Consider the following 21,362-nt stretch of genomic DNA (forward strand, 5'->3'; position numbering starts at 1 on the left):
CATGAAGAAAGATGCATACATCATTATAGATATTGGTACGGGAAATGTAAGGGTTGCTGTTGTAACGCCTGCGGGGAATGTGCTGGGCGTTGGCAGAGGCGACATTTTGTATAAAAGAGATGAACTGTACCCAGAATCCATTTATTTTGAACCTGAGCAGCTATGGCAACAGATTGTCCAATTGGGTACTGACGCTCTACAACAGGCAGGCGAAGTAAACATCAAAGCCCTGACCACTACCAGCCAGCGGGAAGGAATTGTACTGATGAATTCAGACGGCCAGGCTTTAACAGGTCTTCCCAATATTGATCACCGCGGCAGGGAATGGGAAGACCAGGTGACTGATAAAAGCCGGGTATACCAATTATCAGGTCGTTTTCCTACCTCATTATTTTCGGCCTACAAGCTGGAAGGTATCCGTCAAAGACGGCAGGATATCTGGCAACAGTGCCGGTATTTTCTAAGTATCAGCGATTGGGCCGCCTACCAATTGTCTGGCATTGCGGCTTACGAGCATTCACAGGCCTCAGAAACCTTATTATATGACGTCGCTGCCGGCACCTGGAGTAAAGAACTGGCTGGTATATTTGATATAGGAGCGTCTTATTGTCCCGCAACAACCAACTCAGCTGAAAAGCTGGGTACTATACTTCCTGATATAGCCAATACATGGCGTTTAAATAAGGATGCAGTAATAATAACCGGGGGGGGCGATACGCAACTGGCTATAAAGAGTACACAGCCATTGGTGGATGATATCGTAATTGTATCGGGTACAACCACACCTATTGTAAAAATAACCGACCATTATATCGTTGACCAGCAGGAGCGAACCTGGACCAGCCGTGATATAGAACCCGGGCGTTTCGTTTTTGAAGCTAACGCAGGCGTAACCGGGTTAAACTATCAGCGTTTGAAAGAGGTATTTTATCCCAACGAAGATTATGACGTAATTGAAAACGAATTGGCATCTAACGCGCACAGGCATTGTGTAGCTTCTTTAGGATCATTGGTAGCTTCGGAGCACACACCCGTACTAACCGGCGGGTTTGTTTTCCCTGTTCCGGTATCACATGAGCTTTCCCGGAGCTCTTTTGTATGGGCTACTTTGATGGATATTGCTTTTTCTATTGCAGGCAATTACGAGGTATTGAAGGAAGTGTCAGGACATGACAAAGATTATGTATGGGCATGTGGGGGTGGACTACAGAGCAAAACGTTGAGACAGCTTATTGCCAATATATTGGGGAAAAAAGTACAGGTTCGCAGAGGTTTTGAGCAGGCTTCTGCCATCGGCGGGGCCTTGATCTGTAATCAGGCTTTAGGGGTTGACATTGGAGATATGAATATCGAAATTGAGTCTGTGATACCACAGGAGCACCGGTATGATGCTCTCGTTCAGTACAGAGATCAGTGGAAGCAAACGCGCGACTATTTTAAAACATTGACAGCTGCAGGAAAATGACCGACGCATACTTTATAGGAATTGATGTGGGCACACAGGGAGCAAGAGTGGCGGTTTTTGACGCCCGCGGCGCTCAGCTAGCTGCTCATGGCGAAGTGTTCGCGCTGTCTGCAATGTCAAGGCAGGAGCAGGATGCCCGTTTGTGGTGGAACTCCTGTTATCGTTCTCTTCAACAGGTTTGTAAAGAGCTGTCAGCTATAATTGACCTTTCCCTGATTAAATCGATAGGCGTTACATCCACATCGGGCACCATTATTCCCATGGGGCAAGACGATCAGCCACTATATCCCGCTATTATGTATAGCGATGGCCGGTCGGTGGAAGAAGCTTTAGCCTGTAAGGAAGCAGCGATAAATGCAGGCGCAGAGGGCTATATTGCTTTTAATACATCAAGCGGTTTGCCTAAAATGCTTTGGTTTTTACGTAATCATCCAGATAAAATTGTAAGGCTAAAACGTTTTGTTCATGCATCTGATTTCATTACGGGTACGCTTAGTGGTAATTTTGGAGTGACCGATTATACCAATGTTTTGAAGTCGGGCTATGACCTGCATAATTATCGCTGGCCGGATTATATCACGGCTTCATCAGGTATTCGCAGGGTGTGGCTGCAGGATGTGGTTCCTTCTGGCACCCCGATTGGCACTTTAAAAAAAGAGTGGGCAAAAGATTTTGGGTTACCCGAATCTGTTGTCATTACTGCTGGTATTACTGATGGCTGTGCTTCGCAAATCGCCTCGGGCGCTGTAAAGCCGGGCGACTGGAATACCACCATTGGCACTACATTAGTTGTAAAAGGTGTTACCCAGGAAGAAATACAGGACCCCGGCGGCGTTATTTATTGCCACCGGCATCCGGAGGGTTTCTGGATGCCCGGTGGTGCCAGCAATACAGGCGCAGATTGGGTGAGCAGCAGGTTTGGCGGAGCTGATCTGGCTGCTTTGTCTGAAGCAGCAGCTGCTTTAGTTCCCGGTCAGCAACTGGCTTGGCCGCTCATGCAGAAAGGAGAGCGTTTTCCATTTATTGCTCCATATGCGGTAGGGTTTGCGCCCGAAGGTCTTTCCGACGAAGTATTGTTTACCGCTTACATGGAAGGTGTGGCCTATATAGAACGTTACGCTTTTGACAGGATCAGGAAACTGTCGGGTGAACCTGTTACCCAGGTTTTTTCGGCCGGCGGCGCAAGTAATAGCGAAACCTGGCTGAAAATACGGAGCAATGTATTGAACACCCCGGTGCGAAAAATGAAAAATGTTACCGGTGCTGCGGGTGCGGCGATAATCGCCGCTTCAAAAACATGGTATTCAGATATCAGAGAGGCAGCGGCGCAGATGGTTCACCCAGAAAAAATAATGTTGCCAGAACCCTCGCTGGTAACTGCTTATGATACCCGTTATGAGGCTTTTATTGAACTTTTAAAAGAAAAAAAATATATCAATGAGTGAAAGCGCTTTACTTAAAGTGTATTTGTTGAGACATGGACAAACCGTATGGAATGCGGATAATAACCGTTATTGTGGCAGAACAGATATTCCACTTACGGAAAAAGGCCTGGCCCAGGCTAATGCAGTACGCCAGCAGCTTGAAGGTATTCGGCTGGATGGTGTTTATACCTCTCCTTTACAACGGGCGAGGACAACGGCTCAAATTGCGTCGGGTTTAGAGCCCGTTGCTGATGAACGGTTAATTGAAGTGGATTTCGGACAATGGGAATATAAAACCAGGGAGGAGTTTGTAGCAGAAAATCCCTTATCCTGGCAAAACTGGGACGCCGACCCCACTGACGTAAGGGCTGGGGTAATCGGTGAAACAGCAAGGCAAATAGTAACCAGGGTGGACGATTTTTTTAAGGAATTATACCAACGCCATGCGGGTCAAACTATATTGGTTGCAGCCCATAACGGAGTCAACCGCCTGTATATGGCCTATAAACTAGGTATGCCCCTGCGCAATTACCGCCAGATTGTACAACATAATTCTGCTATTACTTTTTTTACCCTGGATAGCAATGGCCTTTTTACCTTGGAATACTTAAATACAAAACTGAAATAAAATGCTCCGTTTTAAAAGTATAATACTATTGGCAGGTTTACAGCTCATGACCGTATACGGCTTTTCGCAACAGCAATTGCATCAATTGAATATGAAAAGTCCGCAGCAGCTGCAGGCCTTTTTTAAACATAGTCAAAACAATGCACCGGTTATCAGCGGGCACCGGGGCTGTGATATGGCAGGTTATCCGGAGAATTCCATCGAAGCTTTTGAGTATGTGCTCCGGCATACACCGGCCTTCTTCGAAATTGACCCGCGCATGACAAAGGATAGTGTGGTTGTTTTAATGCACGATGCTACATTGGACAGAACTACCAATGGCACCGGTAAACTATCTGATTATACCTGGGCTGAAGTACAGCAGCTGCAACTAAAAGACCGTTTCGGTAAATTAACTCCTTACCGTGTTCCAACTTTAGCACAGGTAATAGAGTGGGGCAGGGGTAAGACTATTTTGAACCTGGATAGAAAAGATGTACCGCCGGAAATAACCGATAGAATCATTAAAGAGCATAAAGCCGGATCCTTTGTAATGGTGACAGTACATAATGCAGAACAGGCAAGATTTTACTTTAATAGAGATCCGAACCGCATGATGTCAGCTTTCGTTAAAACAGAAAAAGCACTACAAGAATATGAAGCGGCTGGTATTCCCTGGAAAAATATGATTGCTTATATTGGCTCAGAGAATAAACCTGAGAACAAAATCATGTTGGATCTTCTACATCAACGAAAGGTAAAATGTATGATATCTGCAGCACCGGTTTACGATAAATTGATTACGATTGAGGAAAGGGCCGAAGCTTATCGCGATATATTCAGATCGGGAGCAGATATACTGGAGTCGGATTTGCCGGTTGAAGTAGCGCAGGCTATTAAAATTCCTTTGAAAAAGAAATAGAGCAGGTTGCGCTGGTTCAACCGGCCGCCGCCACTTTTATAGCGGCAATATCTATTTTTTTCATTTTCAAAAATGCCCTGGTAATGCGGTCTACCTGCTCAGAGCTGCCTGCTTTCATCAGGGCCTCCATTTCAGCCGAGGTTACCTGCCAGCTAAGACCGAATTTGTCTTTCAACCAGCCACATTGTTCCGACTCCGGAATGGCAGATAATTGGCTCCAGTAATAGTCGATCTCTGCCTGATCTTCACAGTTTATCATCAATGAAACGGATTCATTGAATTCAAAATCATGCTGGTGAGCACTATCCACCGCCGCCAGCCAGGTATCTTCCAGTTTGAAATCTGCAAACGTGATTGAGCCGGTTTTATCAGGGTTCATTCCTTCCGTATAGCGGCCTTCTTTATTTTTCAGATGGGCTACTCTTAATAGAAAAAGATCAATACTGTCTTGTTCGATTTCAAGTTTTTTCAAATGGGTAGTGTTCCGTCTTATTTTTACAACGAAGGTGAAAGATGCAGGAGATTTTAAATTCCAGCCTTCAAATGTAGCAGCAGGTAAATGATAATAGGAGCTATTGATTTCGACGGTGTTAAAATGTTGAGCATAGTAATTAAGCTCATCTTTATCCTTCAAACCTTCCGGGTAAAAAGTTCTTTTCCAGTGTTGCATTTCCATCCTGAAGTTCCAATATAGTATTGTCCTTTATTCATGATACTACCATATCGGATTCAAAATTCCTGCCGGGTACCGCTACGGCTATCGAAAAAGTAAGGACAATGGAACAGCAGAGACATACCGCTGATAAACGGGAAATTATTTCCACGGCAAATACCCTAAAACTGTAACGAACTATTAAAGGCAGGTATGGCTAATGGCTATTCACAATGACACGTGAACAAAAGACACTATAATATATGTTCTTTGCCTCTAACTACGAGCAACAGATCATTCTCTATAGTAAGATAGCCATAATCATAGCAAAAGTAGTAAACATGCCCTTTTGAAGTAGTATACTGATGAGTCATCCACCTGAATTTAAAACCCAGGTCAATAAGATTTGATCTGAGGGTTTTAATCGTTTCCTGTTCCTTGGGGAGGAGCGATGCCAAAATCTTTCTGTTCTTTTTTAAATCGTTGTTTATATTTCGGATGATTCCACTGTTAACGCCATGCGCATGGTTATTAAATGAATTCCGGCAGTAGTCATCGCAAAATTTTTTGTCACTGCGTCCCTTCACAGGTTTACCGCAAGCTAGACAGTTCTTAGGTTGTATTTCCATAATCAGCCATTTTTTGAAAGAAATTCTTAGGTTATTGACGGAATCCGATTCAAACTATTATATAATTGAATGCTGATCCCTGAAAATCTATTTGAAAATTACGAAAATGATTATGTACTAAAAAAAAATAACGATTGATTTTCAGGTGATTGAAATTTGATAGCCGTTTTAAACGTTTGTAAGCATTTATTGTCGTAAGTAAACGTTTAAAATACGACTAAGGGCTTTAAGTGATCGCATCTTTGTGTTGTCAATCAGCGGCGCCACTGAGAGATTGAAATAAAAAATTTTATAACCGTCCGTTTTTAGCGGATACAAAACTTAAAGTTATGTACGCATTAAAAAACAAAGTTCAGTTAATTGGAAATTTAGGAGCAGCCCCTGAAGTTAAAACTATGGAGAGCGGTAAAAAAATGGTTCGTTTTAGCGTTGCCACCAGCGAAACCTATAAAAACAGTAAAGGTGAACGTGTAAAAGAAACCCAATGGCACAATGTAGTAGCGTGGGGCCAGGTAGCCGAAATTGCCAATAAATATCTGACGAAAGGAAAAGAAGTAGCTATTGAAGGAAAACTGATCAGTCGAAATTATACAGATAAGGCAGGAGTAAAAAAATACATTACGGAAGTACATGCCAACGAACTATTAATGCTTGGAAGCAAGGCTGCAGACTAGTTAGGGAGTATCAGATCCGACTATTAAGGTTTTGAATTGCAACGGATATGTTTAGCTGGTAAAAACGTTGGTAAAATGAGCTAACCTATGAAAACCACCAATACAGCCCCGGTATTTTGCCGGGCTGTATTTTTTCGCAGGAGCATCAAAGTAAATTTATTCCTCATTAAAAAGGGATACCCGGTTTAACAGATATCCCAAAGGAGAAGGGTAATTTCTATATGTTAGTTCTTAAGTTTAAGTATATACTTAACGACTCATAATACTATTATATGATCGTATGATACTTTTATAAAAATAATTATTGCGTTCCAGCATTTTTGCCTGGTCTTTTTCTCGAATGGTACCATTTAAAATTTCCTTAGTGTGTTTGATATAATCATTTACGTTGGAGTAAAAAGATTTATAATTGAAACTTCCTATACTGCCGTTAGCGGGCGGCATTTCCGTACCGTGTTTAATAACGGCATCTTCAATAACTCCTAATTCTCTTGCAATGGTTTCCTTGTTTTTTTCAATCTCTTCAAAGCTGCTGATATTATAGGAGAAATCTTCTATCGCAATTAAGTCATCATGCATATTGATATATTGCTTTTTATCGGGTGATTTATCAACAGAAAATGGGAAAATTGCCTTTTGAATGGTTTTAGTGCGGGTTCCGATAGCCTTTCTTATTTCATAATATTTCTCCATATCTGCCTCTATCGTTTCAGCTTTCTTTTTACCCGCTTCTTTGCTGTAGTTGGACACTCCATTTTTTTCTACGGCAGACGCTACATCATTCCAGTGTTTGGTCAAAACGATGAAAGCATCCTTTAGAGCCTGGTAATTCGTAGCATAAAACCGGATATCGTCGGCAGACATAAATGCAGGCGGCTTTACATCCAGGCATGTTTGTCCTGCTTTTTCATCAGCATAATTGAAAGATAGCCGGCCGGGAACATAGTAATCCAGCTTCTTACCTAAGCCATCCCTATAGTCATCTTTCACATAAAAATCGTACATCTGGTTTATTGGGTTCCTCCTGTCAGCAATTGCCGTGCTTTGCTCATTCATACAGTCTATAGTTGAATTGAGGTAAGACACCACCTTGCCGTAATTACCGGCATTAACACCGCCGTTACCGCTGGTGGATTTAGATGCCGATGCCGCCGGTTTAGCAGCAGATTTTGAGGCAGTTTTTTTAACCTGTGCTGCCATGTCAAACGATAACAGGCCCGCGGTACTTATTATAATTATTGCTTTTTTTATGTACATATATGATTGGGTTTAGCTGTTTCTTTAATGATTAATTTTTTTTCAAATAACCGGTTCGTGAGCATTATTGAGTGCCAGCCTTAGCCGCGGCTACAGTTTCTTTCATATAAGTTGTATTATCATCAGCTAATTGCTGCACTTCTGGTGACGAAAGCTTGGGTATATTACTATCCGCTTTGTTTGCTGATTCATTTGGGATCAATGGAGCAGTATTGGATGTTTTAGTGACGGGAACAGAATCAGTATTTTTATCAGTTTTACTGTTGCCGCTCTCGCATGAGGTTAACGAAATCATGAAAGCAGCTATTGGTAAGACTATTTTTTTCATACCGTTTAAGAATTTCCTCAAAAGTAGATAGATGAAAAACGTAGTTAACGGCCAATTGATATTCGCAGCTGGCTGGTTAATATTTGCTATCCCCAAAAAAATATTCACCCGGCAACGCTAACCCATACTTTCAATATAATCTATAATAACCTGGCGTTTCCGGTCAGATACCGGTATTTGATCTCCATTGGTCATTTCAAGGTACCCGTCCTTAAAGTATTTCCTGATATACACAGTATTGGCAAGATAGGACTGATGACAACGGATAAAAATGGTTTCGGGTAAAATACTTTCGTACTCTTTTAATATTTTACTTACCATTACTTTACTGCCATCGTTTAAAAAAAAAGTAGTATACCCTTTATCACTTTGACAATAAATAATATCATTTATAGGTACGATCTGTGTAAAGTCAAGGCTTTTCAACGCAACCCGATCTGTTTGGGTGGCACCCTTGTAACGAGTGGCCGCAATCTCCGCCTGCTGTTGATTAAATTTATATGCCTGATCTTTCCGGTAACATCGGTCAATTGTCTCCTCAAGGGCAGAAGGGTCTATTGGTTTTAACAGGTATGCAAACGCGCCTATGTTCAAAGCATCAATAGCATATTGATTATAGGCCGTTATGAAAATAACATAAGCATTTGTCTCCAGTGTACTTAGCAGAGAAAAACTATTACCGTCTTTTAGCTGAATATCCGCCAGAATCAACTCCGGCTGATATCTGGAAATTTCAATTTGGGCTTTGCCGACATCGGCAGCGTAGCCTACCACCTGTAGATAAGGTATTTTATCTAGTAAAGAAAGGATGTATTTTAAGATATTTATTTCATCTTCCATTATATATACTTTCATAGATCAGGTTTAATTGATAATTAAAGGGATAGTTATTTGAGCGATCCACCCGGAAAGATCCTCCCTGGTACTTGTATCAAACCATGCTTTTTTTTCCGTTTGGTTAAACAGCACATCCAGTCGTTCCTGTACAATCACTTTTGACAGAGATTTTTTGGGTGTGATCAAATGCGTTTGTTTGGGTTGTAAACCGGCTCCATTGTCAATTATTTTTATAAACAATTGGTCAGCGTTGGTATCGAAATGAATACTAAGCTTCCCGTAATGACTGATATTCTTAAAGCCATGTTCGATACTATTTTCAACAAATGGTTGTAATAACAACGGGGGAATCATAATCTCTTCTACATCCAAATCTCCGGTATTTATATCATATGCAAATTTATCTTCAAACCGCATTTGCTGCAGATGTATATAGTTTTTTAAAGACCCGATTTCTTCTGACAGTGTAATATATTCATTACGGTTTAGTTCTAAAAAATTACGCATTAACTTTGAAAAAGATACCAGGTAGTTATTTGCTTTTACCTTATTATCACTGCTGATCAATCCCTGTAAGTTGGCAATGGCATTATAAATAAAATGGGGATTGAGCTGCATCTGGCTGGTTTTTTGTTCCAGGATCAGCCTTTTATTTTCAATTTGCAGCTTATCATTTTTTTCCTTTAAAATTTTTCTTTTAGAATTATTATAGAGAAACAGCCCCATAATGGCAAGCAATATGGCTATAGAGATAAATATCCATCTTTGCTGAAAAATAATCTTCCGGTTCAGGGAATTAGTCGTGTTCAACGCCGCAATGAGCTGGTCTTTCTTTTCGGTTTGGTATTGGGCGTTTATTGCTTCAATTTTTTCATTTTGTATCCTTGCAGTATTCCTGATATATATCTGTAATGCCGAATCAGAAGCTATCATGGCGTTTTTATAGTCTCCTTTGACCTTATACGTTTCTCTAAGTCCGTTATAAAATGGAAGTAAACTAACATTGGGGTCAAATTGAGCCGACCATTGAATGCCCTTATTATAATAGTAAATAGCAGAGTCGATTTGACCATCTCTGTTAAAACTGGTAGCCAGGTTATTGAACCAATAAGTTGAAAGCAAATTATGGCGCGAGAAATATCCAAAAAACATCCGGCTCTTGCTAAGCGCCTCTTTTGTTTGCCCCTTGAGGGCATATAATTGAGACTCGTAATCATAGGTGCGCATTAATGCAACGCTGTCTTTAATATGGATTGCCAGGCTGCGACTGCTATCCAGCGATTGACGCATGGCTAAAGTATCTTTTCTGGATTCGGCCAGCATGAAAGAAATATCGTGATAGCGCTGCGCTATGACCGGGTGCCATTTAAAGGGATGGTGTTTGTAATAGAGATCCGTATATTCTTTTGCTTTTTCAGTGTTATGATTATTGTAATAAGCTTTCGCAAGTAAATCATACAGCCTGTAAGTGAATAAACTATTAGAGAATTCGGCCTGTTTTATAACATTCAGTATTCTGATGACTAAATCCGAGCCTACGATACCTTGTTGATTGATGAGAATGCTTAGTTCCTGGTATTGTTTAAGTATAGCCCACTCACCTGATTTTAATGAAACGCCCATCTTGTCGTAGTATAAAATAGCACTATCAGGTTTGTTTTTCAGGGAATAGCTATATCCGTTGAAGTAGTTGAAGTATAAATCATTTTCTACATCCGCTATTCTCCTATCTTTAAGAACTGAATCTACTAATGCCCGCCGCTGGGATGTATTCAGAGTATCTACACTTAGGGCGACGTCGATGTATCGCCTTTCATTTGAAACTGAAAGCCGTCTTTCGTGCCTGCTGTTATACCTGCAGGATATAATTGCCGTCAGTAAAACAAGAAGCAGGGATATCCGTTTTGTATTCAACATTTTGTAATCAGATAAGTTCAATTTGAAAATTGTAAATTCTCAAATATAAAAATATAATATACTGGCTGATCAACTGGTTTATATTCGCCAGTTGCTAATAAATATTCGCAACAGTATAGTTTATAACTGATATTTCGTCGAAACATCAGGTCTTATTATTTTATTATATAAGCTTCGTATATTCACTGCATGAATGTATTACAGTTTACAATACCCGTTTCCCATGATAAATCTGTAATCAGCCAGGAAGAGCAACTCCCTTATTTTTATCCTTACCTGCATCGGCATCTTGAAATTCAACTGACCTGGATAATTGAGGGTGTTGGCAGCTTTGTGGCCGGGACCAATGTATATTCTTTTAATCCGGGTGATATCTTTTTTATAGGTGCGAACCAGCCACATCTTTTTAAAAGCGGGCCAGAATATTTTACAGCAGATCCTGCCAAACATATCCGTTCTCTTACTATTTTTTTTGACCCCACTGAAAAATTGAAGTTTCTTTTCAGTGCCCCCGAAATGAAAGTGCTGAAAAATTTCCTGGATCGGCATAATAATGGTTTCAAAATTCCTGATGCACATAAAGATCATGTTGCTGACAAAATGCTGGCCCTTAACAGTGCCCGCAACGCAGACCGGCTCATTTACTTTTTTGAATTGCTTCAATACCTGAACGCCATTAATAAAGAGTTGGAGCCTCTTTCAACCCGGGTTCCTGACAAAGTGAGCGATACCGAGGGCATTCGGATAGGACAGGTTTATGATTATATTATGCAGCATTACCACAGCGATATCCCACTAGAAAATGTGGCGGCTGTTTCGTATATGACACCGCAGGCTTTTTGCCGTTACTTTAAAAAGCAAACGGGACATACTTTTGTTGGATTCTTGAATGAGGTAAGAATTAATGAAGCCTGTAAGAAATTAACCGCTCCGGATTTTGAAAGCGTTTCAACTGTTGCCTATACATCTGGGTTTAACAGCATCACTAATTTCAATCGTGTTTTTAAAACTGTAACGGGAAAATCACCTCTTGAATACCTGAAAGAATACCGGGCTGCCTCCGGTAATTAGATGACTATTCAATTTTCAGTTTCTGATAAAATATGGTTTAAAAAGGATAAATTCTGTTTAGCGGCTGCAATGACACCATTCTATTTTTGTTGAAACAAATTTAAACGCTATGACATTTCAATGGAAAGGGGTGATGCCTGCCTTAACTACCAAGTTTACAGAAAATGATGAGTTAGATTTTGCATTGTTTGAAAAAAATCTGGACGCGCAGCTAGCCGCGGGGATTGAGGGTGTTATTTTAGGTGGCACTTTAGGCGAAGCCAGTGTTTTAACAACCGACGAAAAGGAGCGACTGATCAAATTCGCCATAGAAAAAATACAGGGCCGCGTTCCTGTGATTTTAAACATCGCAGAAGGTAGTACCAAACTGGCTTTAGAACAGGCTGCATTGGGAAAACAATGGGGTGTAGACGGTTTGATGATGCTGCCGCCGATGCGTTATGTTCCCGATCACAGAGAGTTGGTTACCTATTTTAAAACGGTGGCAGACAGCACTGATCTGCCTATTATGATTTATAATAACCCGGTTGATTATAAGACCTTCGTTACCCTTGATGCGTTTGAGGAATTGACCGTATGTGCTAATATTACTGCGGTGAAAGAAAGTACGAGGGATGTATCAAATATAACGCGCATGAAGACCAAATTTGGCGACCGTTATGCTGTTCTTTGTGGTGTTGACACCTTAACGTTAGAGGAGTTAGTAGCTGGTGCAGATGGATTAGTGGCAGGATTGGTTTGCGCATTTCCCGCAGAAACCGTAGCCTTATATAAATTGATCAAAGCCGGCCGTCTTGCAGAAGCCATAGAAATTTATAGATGGTTCCTTCCTTTGCTGGAATTGGATATTCATGTAAAACTGGTACAATACATTAAATTAGCCGAGCAACAAACAGGCATCGGTAGTGAATACGTGCGCGCTCCCCGCTTAACGTTAATAGGGGAAGAGAGAGAAAGAATCCTGCATGTCATTAACGAGGGCATCTCGAATCGTCCTGATGTTACGCATATCATTAACGAGAAAGAAACGGCTCTCGAGTCAGCATCATTTTAATGGTACTAATATTGCGATAAACAGATGAATTGGTTTAGCCAATTTTACGATATTATAAATTATACGAATGTTTCAGGATATAAATAAAGAAGAAATTAACCAGGTTATGGAAAGCGCATGGAGCGCTTTTCATGTTTATAGAAAACGTTCAATCAGGGAAAGAGCTGATTTTATGCGTGCAATAGCTAAGGAAATTGAAGCACTGGGTGATGAGTTGATCATTGTTGCCGGAAAAGAAACCAACTTACCTGAAGCCCGTTTAAAAGGTGAACGGGCCCGAACCATTTTTCAGTTAAACTCTTATGCGGCAGCCTGTGAAAAAGGAGAATGGCTGGAAGCAAGGATTGATACGGCTGTGCCGGACAAAAATCCTCCCAAACCAGATATCCGGAAAATGTTGGTGCCATTGGGACCTGTAGTAGTTTTTGGTGCTTCTAATTTCCCGTTCGCATATTCAACAGCGGGTGGTGATACAGCAACTGCATTTGCTGCGGGTTGCCCGGTAATTGTGAAAGCGCATCCGGCACACGCCGAAACAAGCGAGTTGGTGGCTAAAGCGATAACAAAAGCTGTAGAAAAAAGTGGCTTGCCTGCCGGGGTTTTTACGCATGTGCATGGAAAAAGTTTTGAAGTTGGACAGGCCCTTATAGAGCACCCTTTTACAAAAGCGGTTGGTTTTACGGGCTCCTTCTCTGGCGGAAAACAGCTGTTCGATTGGGCTAATGCAAGAAAAGAGCCTATTCCTGTATTTGCAGAAATGAGCAGCATTAATCCTGTATTTCTGCTGCCGGGAAAAATGGAAATTTCCGCATTAGAAATTGCCAAACAGTATGCCGGCTCTGTCACATTAGGTGTAGGTCAGTTTTGTACCAATCCTGGTTTGTTGATAGGAGTGGAAGGAGATGCGCTTAACCATTTCACTACCACATTGGCTGCTGAAATAGAAGCCATTGCTCCGGCAACCATGTTGCACGAAGGTATCAGTAAGAACTACATTCAAAAAAGAGAACAGGCCTTGGCTCAAACCGGTGTTGATACTATATCTGTTTCCAAAATTGAAGCTGCAGACAATCAGGGTTCGCCTACTATCGCATCTGTAAGTGCTGAAACTTTTATCAGTAACCCGGTATTGCACCAGGAAGTATTCGGACCGTACTCATTAATTATCCGGTGTAGAGATTTGCAGCAAATGCAGGAAGTGGCCAGGCATATCGAGGGGCAGTTAACAGCTACATTGATGGCTACCGATGAAGATATTATCAACAATCCGGAGCTGGTTGATACAGTTCAAAATCTTTGCGGCCGTTTTATTTTGAATGGTGTTCCGACTGGCGTAGAAGTTTGTTTAAGTATGCAGCATGGCGGGCCATTCCCGGCGACTACAGATTCCAGATTTTCTTCGGTAGGAGCAGATGGCATCAAACGTTTTGCAAGGCCCGTGGCTTTTCAAAACTGGACGAACGAATTGTTGCCTGACGAACTAAAAAATGAGAATCCTTTAAATATTTGGCGAACGATAAATGATACGCTTACCAAAGAGCCCCTTAATTAAGGGAATGTAAAGTGATAAGAAAAGCATTCCTGCTAAACTAATATTTCAATTAAGTGATGAAGCATATTTTTGATTGTGTAGATGCCCATACCTGTGGCAATCCGGTGCGGCTGGTAAAGAAAGGTGGTCCTGAGCTGGAAGGTCATAATATGAGCGAAAAAAGACAACATTTTTTGCGTGATTATGATTGGATCAGAACCGGTCTGATGTTTGAGCCGCGTGGTCACGATATGATGAGCGGTAGTATTTTATACCCACCCCACGATCCCGCCAACGATGTAGCCGTATTGTTTATCGAAACCAGTGGCTGTTTGCCCATGTGTGGTCATGGTACCATTGGTACTATTACAATAGCTATCGAAGAAGGATTGATCCAACCTAAGACTCCCGGTATAGTAAGGATGGAAGCTCCGGCCGGCCTGGTAATGATCGAGTACAAAGAGATCGATGGAAAGGTGAAAACGGTGAAGCTGACCAATGTGCCAGCCTTTTTGCACTCAACGGAGTTAGTTGTCGATTGCCCTGAATTAGGCGAGCTGACAGTAGACGTTGCTTATGGCGGTAATTTTTATGCGATCGTGGATGCTCAAAAAAACTATAAAGGAATCGATCATTACAGTGCCGGTAAATTGATTGCCTGGGCCAGGGAACTGCGCAAAAATATCAATGATCAATACAAGTTTATACATCCCGATGATCCAACCATCAATGGCTGTTCTCATATCTTATGGACCGGCGATCCGATAGATAAAACTTCTACGGCACGTAATGCGGTATTTTATGGTGATAAAGCTATAGACCGGAGTCCTTGCGGAACAGGCACTTCGGCGCGTATGGCACAGTGGTATGCAAAAGGCAAATTGAAAAAGGGAGATGAATTTGTACACGAAAGCATTATTGGCAGTAAGTTTATTGGCAGGATTGAAGAGGAGACTACTGTTGCCGGCAAGGCGGCTATAAGACCTTCCGTTGAAGGATGGGCCAGGCTGTACGGCTATAATACAATCTGGATTGATAAAGAAGATGATCCCTATGCGCATGGATTCCAGGTGATCTGAGACACAAGCAGTGATGGGTAATGAGTTATAAGGTGTAAAACTGTTATAAGATGAATGTTGTAATTATTGGGGGCGGTATAATCGGTTTGGCCGGGGCTTATTATTTAAGAAAAGCCGGCCTGGAAGTATCTGTGGTTGATAAGAATGACCTTACCGACGGTTGTTCGTTTGGTAATATTGGTTATATATCGCCATCTCATTTTATTCCCTTGGCAACGCCTGGCATTATAAAGCAGGGTATGAAATGGATGATGAGTTCCTCTTCTCCCTTTTATATAAAACCCCGTTTAAATGCCGACTTAGTAAGATGGGGACTGACTTTCCGTAAATCGGCGAATAAGTCGCTGGTGGAAAGAAATGCACCACATCTCAATAACTTACTGCAGCTTTCACGTCAGCAAATGACAGATTTGAAAAATGACCTGGATGATTTTGATTTGTTGGAAAAAGGCGTTTTTATGCTTTACAAATCTGAGGTCACCGGCCATCATGAGAAGGAGATGGCTGAACAGGCAAAGCAATTTGGACTCAAAACTGTTATTTGCAATAAACAACAGGTGCAGGATTATGAAAGTGAAACAGAAGTAGATGTGGCTGGTGGTGTGTTGTATCTCGACGATTGCCATGTAAACCCCGCTAAACTGATGCAGGCGTTATACAAACGTTTACGGGAAATGGGTGTTCATTTTTATTTAAATGCGGAGGTTACCGATTTCGAGAAAACCGGCAATAAAATCACATCGGTTGTTACCCATACACAGCCTATTTCAGCCGATGAGGTCATTATTGCCAATGGTTCCTGGATGGGCGAACTTTCAAAGCTCTTAGGCATCCGGATATTATTACAACCAGGCAAGGGTTATAGTATGGTTTATGATCAACTTGCGCAGAACCTGCAATATCCATCCATACTCGTCGATGATCGCGTTGCTACGGCTCCCATTGATCGGTGGCTGCGCATTGGTGGCACCATGGAAATGAGTGGCCATAGTGACAATATACTTCCTAAAAGAGTTCAATCCATTTATGATGCATTTAAAAAATATTATCCCAAAATGAACCTGGCTCAGCCAGATACCAGCAAAGCCTGGTTTGGTTACAGGCCCGTGACGCCAGACGGACTGCCGTATATTGGCAGAGATAACCAGTACACTAACTTAACTTACGCAGGGGGGCATGCGATGATGGGAGTAAGCTGCGCTACCGGAACGGGTATATTACTTAATGAGATCATTCAGCATAAAAAAACCAGCATTAATGTGAACGCTTTTAAGCCGGGCAGATTTAATTGAAAGTCCTTATAAAATAACCTTGTTTCTAAAACGAATTGATTTTGCTTTTCCTACAAAGCAATCTTTAAATAAAGGAGATTGAATGAATGTTTTTATTTCTTCATTTATCTTTTGTATAGCCTGTTCTTCACTTAATTTGCTATAAATGCTGGTTGGCGGCGAAAGATAAACTTCCCTGGGATAGAAATGGCCCCGGTTTTTACTATAAACTGTATCCTCAATTCCATTTTTTTCGGAACTGGTAATGCCCATAAAATATTGAACTTTATCAGCAGCTTCCGGGTTTTCCTTCTTTGATAAAAAAAACTCGTAGTGCTGAACGCGACTATCGGGATTTTCTATGTTGCAAAGATTCTTTAACCATTCGCTAAACGTTGCAAATTTTGACGTATGGCGGGGAGGTGGTGGTGGCGGAGGTTCCTCTATTGAATCTTCTCTGGTAACTTCCTGAATAGTTACCTCTTGCACTGTGTATGGTTCTTCAATATTTTTCTTTGCACTATTGCAAGCGGTACATAAAGCCACAAACAATAGCGCAAATGAGATCGTGTTTTTCATTGTCAGCAGAATTTAGGTTTACAGTGGAACATAGTCTATGCACTAATATTGCTCCTTCTCATTCGGGAAGTCATTGGTTTTTACATCATTCACATACGACTTTACGGCCTCCGTAGCCTGGTCAAAAATATTCAGGTACTGGCGCAGGAACTTAGGCTTAAACTCCGTATTAATACCGAGCATATCGTGCATTACCAAAACCTGTCCGTCGCAATACTTACCTGCACCAATGCCAATCACAGGCATATGCAAACTCTCCGTAACTTCCTTTGCTAACTGAGCCGGGATCTTTTCCAATACCGTAGCGAAACAGCCAGCTTCTTCCAGCAATTTAGCATCGGCCTTCAATTTTTCAGCTTCAGCCTCTTCCTTAGCTCTTACTGCATAAGTACCGAATTTATAAATAGACTGGGGGGTAAGGCCCAGGTGACCCATCACCGGAATACCAGCGGATACGATCTTCTTAATCGATTCGATCGCCTCTTCGCCTCCTTCAAGCTTAATGGCATGCGCACCTGTTTCTTTCATAATACGCACTGCCGAAGCTAGTGCTATTTCCGAATTAGATTGGTAAGTGCCAAAGGGAAGATCTACTACTACGAGGCAGCGTTGCACACCCCGTATAACGGAGGAAGCGTGATAGATCATCTGATCCAAAGTAATGGGCAAAGTAGTTTCATGACCTGCCATTACATTCGATGCCGAATCTCCTACCAATATCACATCAATACCAGCACTGTCAATAATGCGGGCAAATGAATAATCATATGCGGTGAGCATAGAGATCTTTTCACCTGCCTGTTTCATCATCATCAGGGTATTGGTGGTAATACGTTTTACTTCTTTATTTATGGACACGATTATAAAATTGAAGAGTGAAATTAGCGTTTATTACGTTAGGAACTGCTTATTCCAAACTTTTAATTACCTCATCATATAAGGCATGGGTCAGGCCATCTGCTAATCCAATTTTTGGAACGAGTATTTCTTCCGCGCCGCCCCATTTTAGTACATTGATATAAATGAGCAGGGCAGGAATAATTACATCAGCACGATCTTCCCGAAGCTTGTAAGCGCTCATGCGTTCCTGTAAACTCAAACTACTCATTTCCTTATAAAAGTCACGTAACAGCATCACCGGCAAGGGGCGGCCTTCTTTTCTTTTAGAGAGCGAGAATACTTTATTAATATTACCCCCGCTACCAATGCCCATAACCTTTTTGGCATCCTTTACCTGTACTTTGATCGTTTCCTTCATTTCCTCCCACTGTTCTTCTTTTACCTGCTGTTTTAGAAGACGAATGGTTCCTATATTAAAAGATTGTTTGAAGACTACTTTTTCATTGAGAAAAAAAGTAATTTCCGTACTACCACCGCCTACATCAATATACAAATAAAGCACATCTTTCTCCAATCCCTCTGCAATATGTGTTTCGTAAATAAGAGCCGCCTCCACATCGCCTGAGATAATCTCGATATCAATCCCCGTTTCCTTTTTAACCTTCTTTATAATTTCTTTAGAGTTCCTGGCGTCCCGCATGGCTGAAGTGGCACAAGCTTTCAGGTGTTTGATGTCGTAGGCATCCAGTAAATTCCTGTAAGCCTTCATGGTGGAAATCAGTCGTCCGGCTCTCTCTTCAGATATTTCACCCGTTTCAAACACATCAAATCCTAAACGTAATGGTACACGTATCAGATTCGATTTAATGAATTCCGGTTGCTTTCTTTTACTATGAAATACGTCTGTGATTAATAATCTTGCTGCGTTACTTCCTATATCGATGGCTGCCAGTTTCATCTGTTCGTCTTTTATTAATTATAGCCTGATGACTAGCCTGGGGTTATAAGGGCATCCGGGCTACCATCCAAAAATATTGACATTTCAGTTTAATGACGCTGCAAATATCAGTAAGATTTATTAGCGAGGTAATTATAAATTTCTTCCTGAGATCTTACTTCTTCTTTATTCTTCCTTTTTACATACTCATTACTAAGTTCATTATTCAAAATTCTTGCCTTAGTATTATCCTTAAGCTGGATATTTAAAATGTCGATCAATTCCTGTTTTAAATCTTCGTTTTTGATAGGGCAGGTGGCTTCAATGCGATGTTCAATGTTGCGGATCATCCAATCTGCAGATGAAATATACACTTTCTGATCTCCGCGGTTGTGAAATATCCAAACCCGGGCATGTTCGAGGTATTCGTCAATAATACTAATGGCCTTTATAGGCTCTTTAAATTTCTTACTTTCCGATTGCATACAAAAAATGCCTCTCACGATCAGTTTTATAACCACACCTGCTTTGGCCGCATCAGTTAATTTCTCAATCAACTTAACATCTGCCATCGAGTTCATTTTGAGAATGATTTCAGCCTTATGGCCTTTTTTCGCCGCGGCAATCTCTGCGTCAATCAACTTGTTTAACTCGGTTCGTATGAATCCGGGACTGGGAATTAGAGTTCTGCATTTTTCAAGGAAATGAAATCCTGTATCTGGTTTTTCAAGGAAATTAAAAATGCGGTTCACATCAGCCATAATAAACCGGTTTGAAGTTAACAGGCAGTGATCGCCGTATAGCCTGGCTGTTTTTTCATTTACGTTACCCGTGCTCACAAAACCATAATGATGCGTTTTTGTTTTGATCCGTTTTTTGATCACGCAAATCTTTGCATGCACTTTCATATCCTGTATGCCGGTTAGTACCTTAGCGCCCACATCAGTCAGCACCTGCTGCCATTGCAGGTTGGCTTCCTCATCAAAACGCGCTTTTAGCTCCATCATAACCGTCACTTCTTTGCCGTTACGCACTGCATTTACCAACGCATTAACGATTTTTGACTGAGAGGCCAGCCTGTAACAAGCTATTTTAATGGATACTACATCCGGATCAAAAGCGGCTTCCCTGATCATATCCACAACAGGCGTGAAGCTATGATAGGGGAAGTTCAACAATACGTCCCGGTTCATCAGTACATCTCCTACACGTTCATCCTGTAATAAGGGGTGCATAAAAGGTTGCTTACGCTTCGCCTTGTAGGAAAAAACCTGTGACGGAAAATCCATAAAATGTCTGAAATTATGAATACTTCCTCCGGGCATCAGGTTATCCTTTTTCGTTAGTCCCAGGCGGGCCAGCAAGTGCTCTAAAAATCCCGGATCCATATTTTCGTCGTAAGCAAGGCGGATCGGTTTGCCTTTTTTACGATTTTTAAGCCCCTTTTCCAGCTTTTGTATAATCGTTGTGGTATCTGAATTATCAATATCAAGCTCGGCGTCTCTGGTAAATTTAAAAATATGAGCCTTAAATTCATCGTACCCCATAAAACTAAAGATATCGGGCAGGTTAAACTTAATAGCATCTTCGAGCAACATAATATCATGCGTACCCTCCTTTGAGGGCAACACAATAAAACGACTGCCAACTGCAGTTACCGGTACTTCTATAATCGCATATTTCCGGGCGGCCTTATCAGAACTCTTAGACATTACCACCCCTAAAAAGATCGACTTATCTCTCAGGTTAGGAAATTTTTTAATATTCTCAACCATGAGCGGTATTATATTAGCGCTCACTTCGTTATCAAAAAAATCTAAAATGAATTTTTTCTGTTCAGAATTCAGTTGCTTATCATTCTTAAGAAAAATATTCTGATTATTCATTTCGGTTAGCACCTCGGCCCATACTCTTTCAAATGCCAACTGATGTTCTGTATTCACCCGCTGCACTTCATTCAATATTTTCTGAGGATTTTTCTCAGAATGCATTTTCATTTTGGTTTCTATTTGCAGCATCCTTTTAAGAGACGCCACACGAACGCGAAAGAATTCATCCCGGTTATTGGAAAAAATGCCCAGAAACTTAACCCGCTCTCTTAAAGGAACTGTATGATCCGATGCCTCCTGCAATACCCTTTCATTAAATGATAGCCAGCTGATATCTCTTGGAATAAGTTTCAACATTGTAATTTAAGTTTTCAATATATAAAAAATATCCGATAAATATAGGGCACCTGCTTTTAGCGGATTAAAATCCTACTTTAAGTATTTATTATTTTTTTATAT

General features: G+C 41.2%; 20 protein-coding genes. 10 read left to right on the forward strand and 10 right to left on the reverse strand.

Annotated features, from left to right (window positions below; genetic code table 11):
* Position 1 precedes the first annotated feature (1 nt).
* Genes ACLOAU_RS16965 through ACLOAU_RS16980 form a run of 4 tightly spaced genes read left to right on the forward strand, consistent with a single transcriptional unit; the run spans position 2 to position 4,418 of the window.
* Positions 2-1,465, forward strand: a complete 1,464-nt coding sequence (locus ACLOAU_RS16965; protein WP_427863094.1) for an FGGY-family carbohydrate kinase — start codon at positions 2-4, stop codon at positions 1,463-1,465.
* Positions 1,462-2,910: an FGGY-family carbohydrate kinase gene (locus ACLOAU_RS16970; protein WP_427863095.1), complete on the forward strand. Its 1,449-nt coding sequence runs from the start codon at positions 1,462-1,464 to the stop codon at positions 2,908-2,910. Before ACLOAU_RS16965 ends, ACLOAU_RS16970 begins: the two co-directional genes overlap by 4 nt.
* A complete protein-coding gene (locus ACLOAU_RS16975) occupies positions 2,903-3,517 on the forward strand; it encodes a histidine phosphatase family protein (RefSeq protein WP_427863096.1) in 615 nt (204 codons plus the stop codon). The genes ACLOAU_RS16970 and ACLOAU_RS16975 overlap by 8 nt, the downstream gene beginning before the upstream one ends.
* Position 3,518: 1 nt before the next feature.
* A complete protein-coding gene (locus tag ACLOAU_RS16980; RefSeq protein ID WP_427863097.1) occupies positions 3,519-4,418 on the forward strand; it encodes a glycerophosphodiester phosphodiesterase family protein in 900 nt (299 codons plus the stop codon).
* 16 nt (positions 4,419-4,434) lie between these two features.
* Here the strand turns inward: ACLOAU_RS16980 and ACLOAU_RS16985 are convergent, their stop codons facing one another.
* The gene (locus ACLOAU_RS16985; protein ID WP_427863098.1) at positions 4,435-5,094 is read right to left on the reverse strand and encodes a VOC family protein; all 660 of its coding nucleotides are present in this window, start codon (positions 5,092-5,094) and stop codon (positions 4,435-4,437) included.
* Between the two features lie 230 nt (positions 5,095-5,324).
* Entirely contained in the window at positions 5,325-5,699 is a 375-nt protein-coding gene (locus ACLOAU_RS16990) for a hypothetical protein (RefSeq protein ID WP_427863099.1), read from the reverse strand.
* A 329-nt stretch (positions 5,700-6,028) separates the two neighbouring features.
* Between ACLOAU_RS16990 and ACLOAU_RS16995 the strand changes: the two genes are divergently transcribed.
* Positions 6,029-6,373: a single-stranded DNA-binding protein gene (locus ACLOAU_RS16995; RefSeq protein WP_427863100.1), complete on the forward strand. Its 345-nt coding sequence runs from the start codon at positions 6,029-6,031 to the stop codon at positions 6,371-6,373.
* A 249-nt stretch (positions 6,374-6,622) separates the two neighbouring features.
* Here ACLOAU_RS16995 and ACLOAU_RS17000 read toward each other — a convergent pair whose 3' ends face one another.
* The 4 genes from ACLOAU_RS17000 to ACLOAU_RS17015 form a co-directional block, all read right to left on the reverse strand.
* A complete protein-coding gene (locus tag ACLOAU_RS17000) occupies positions 6,623-7,630 on the reverse strand; it encodes a hypothetical protein (RefSeq protein WP_427863101.1) in 1,008 nt (335 codons plus the stop codon).
* Between the two features lie 64 nt (positions 7,631-7,694).
* Positions 7,695-7,958: a hypothetical protein gene (locus ACLOAU_RS17005; protein ID WP_427863102.1), complete on the reverse strand. Its 264-nt coding sequence runs from the start codon at positions 7,956-7,958 to the stop codon at positions 7,695-7,697.
* Positions 7,959-8,075: 117 nt separating this feature from the next.
* Positions 8,076-8,813, reverse strand: coding sequence for a LytR/AlgR family response regulator transcription factor (locus ACLOAU_RS17010; RefSeq protein WP_427863103.1), 738 nt, complete (start codon positions 8,811-8,813; stop codon positions 8,076-8,078).
* A 9-nt stretch (positions 8,814-8,822) separates the two neighbouring features.
* On the reverse strand, positions 8,823-10,712 hold the full coding sequence (locus ACLOAU_RS17015) for a sensor histidine kinase (RefSeq protein WP_427863104.1): 1,890 nt from the start codon (positions 10,710-10,712) through the stop codon (positions 8,823-8,825).
* A 189-nt stretch (positions 10,713-10,901) separates the two neighbouring features.
* Between ACLOAU_RS17015 and ACLOAU_RS17020 the strand changes: the two genes are divergently transcribed.
* The 5 genes from ACLOAU_RS17020 to ACLOAU_RS17040 all read left to right on the forward strand — a co-directional run bounded on the left by ACLOAU_RS17020 (position 10,902) and on the right by ACLOAU_RS17040 (position 16,739).
* Positions 10,902-11,783, forward strand: coding sequence for an AraC family transcriptional regulator (locus tag ACLOAU_RS17020; protein ID WP_427863105.1), 882 nt, complete (start codon positions 10,902-10,904; stop codon positions 11,781-11,783).
* Between the two features lie 109 nt (positions 11,784-11,892).
* A complete protein-coding gene (locus ACLOAU_RS17025) occupies positions 11,893-12,837 on the forward strand; it encodes a dihydrodipicolinate synthase family protein (protein WP_427863106.1) in 945 nt (314 codons plus the stop codon).
* Between the two features lie 67 nt (positions 12,838-12,904).
* Positions 12,905-14,389 (forward strand): aldehyde dehydrogenase (NADP(+)), encoded by a 1,485-nt coding sequence (locus ACLOAU_RS17030; protein WP_427863107.1) that lies wholly within the window; start codon positions 12,905-12,907, stop codon positions 14,387-14,389.
* Between the two features lie 56 nt (positions 14,390-14,445).
* Positions 14,446-15,447 carry a 4-hydroxyproline epimerase gene (locus ACLOAU_RS17035; protein ID WP_427863108.1) on the forward strand — a complete coding sequence of 334 codons (1,002 nt, stop codon included), beginning with the start codon at positions 14,446-14,448 and terminating at the stop codon, positions 15,445-15,447.
* 50 nt (positions 15,448-15,497) lie between these two features.
* A complete protein-coding gene (locus tag ACLOAU_RS17040; protein ID WP_427863109.1) occupies positions 15,498-16,739 on the forward strand; it encodes an NAD(P)/FAD-dependent oxidoreductase in 1,242 nt (413 codons plus the stop codon).
* A gap of 6 nt (positions 16,740-16,745) precedes the next feature.
* On the opposite strand, the gene ACLOAU_RS17045 is transcribed toward ACLOAU_RS17040, so the two are convergent.
* The 4 genes from ACLOAU_RS17045 to ppk1 all read right to left on the reverse strand — a co-directional run bounded on the left by ACLOAU_RS17045 (position 16,746) and on the right by ppk1 (position 21,260).
* Positions 16,746-17,297, reverse strand: coding sequence for a hypothetical protein (locus ACLOAU_RS17045; RefSeq protein ID WP_427863110.1), 552 nt, complete (start codon positions 17,295-17,297; stop codon positions 16,746-16,748).
* 42 nt (positions 17,298-17,339) lie between these two features.
* Positions 17,340-18,155 (reverse strand): 3-methyl-2-oxobutanoate hydroxymethyltransferase, encoded by an 816-nt coding sequence (gene panB, locus ACLOAU_RS17050; RefSeq protein WP_427863111.1) that lies wholly within the window; start codon positions 18,153-18,155, stop codon positions 17,340-17,342.
* 49 nt (positions 18,156-18,204) lie between these two features.
* Complete coding sequence (locus ACLOAU_RS17055; RefSeq protein WP_427863112.1) at positions 18,205-19,095, reverse strand: Ppx/GppA phosphatase family protein; 891 nt, start codon at positions 19,093-19,095, stop codon at positions 18,205-18,207.
* A gap of 107 nt (positions 19,096-19,202) precedes the next feature.
* Positions 19,203-21,260, reverse strand: a complete 2,058-nt coding sequence (ppk1, locus tag ACLOAU_RS17060; protein WP_427863113.1) for a polyphosphate kinase 1 — start codon at positions 21,258-21,260, stop codon at positions 19,203-19,205.
* Between the last annotated feature and the right edge of the window lie 102 nt (positions 21,261-21,362).

Origin of the sequence: Paraniabella aurantiaca (assembly GCF_050309965.1) — a bacterium.
In the GTDB taxonomy this organism is placed as follows: Bacteria; Bacteroidota; Bacteroidia; order Chitinophagales; family Chitinophagaceae; genus Niabella.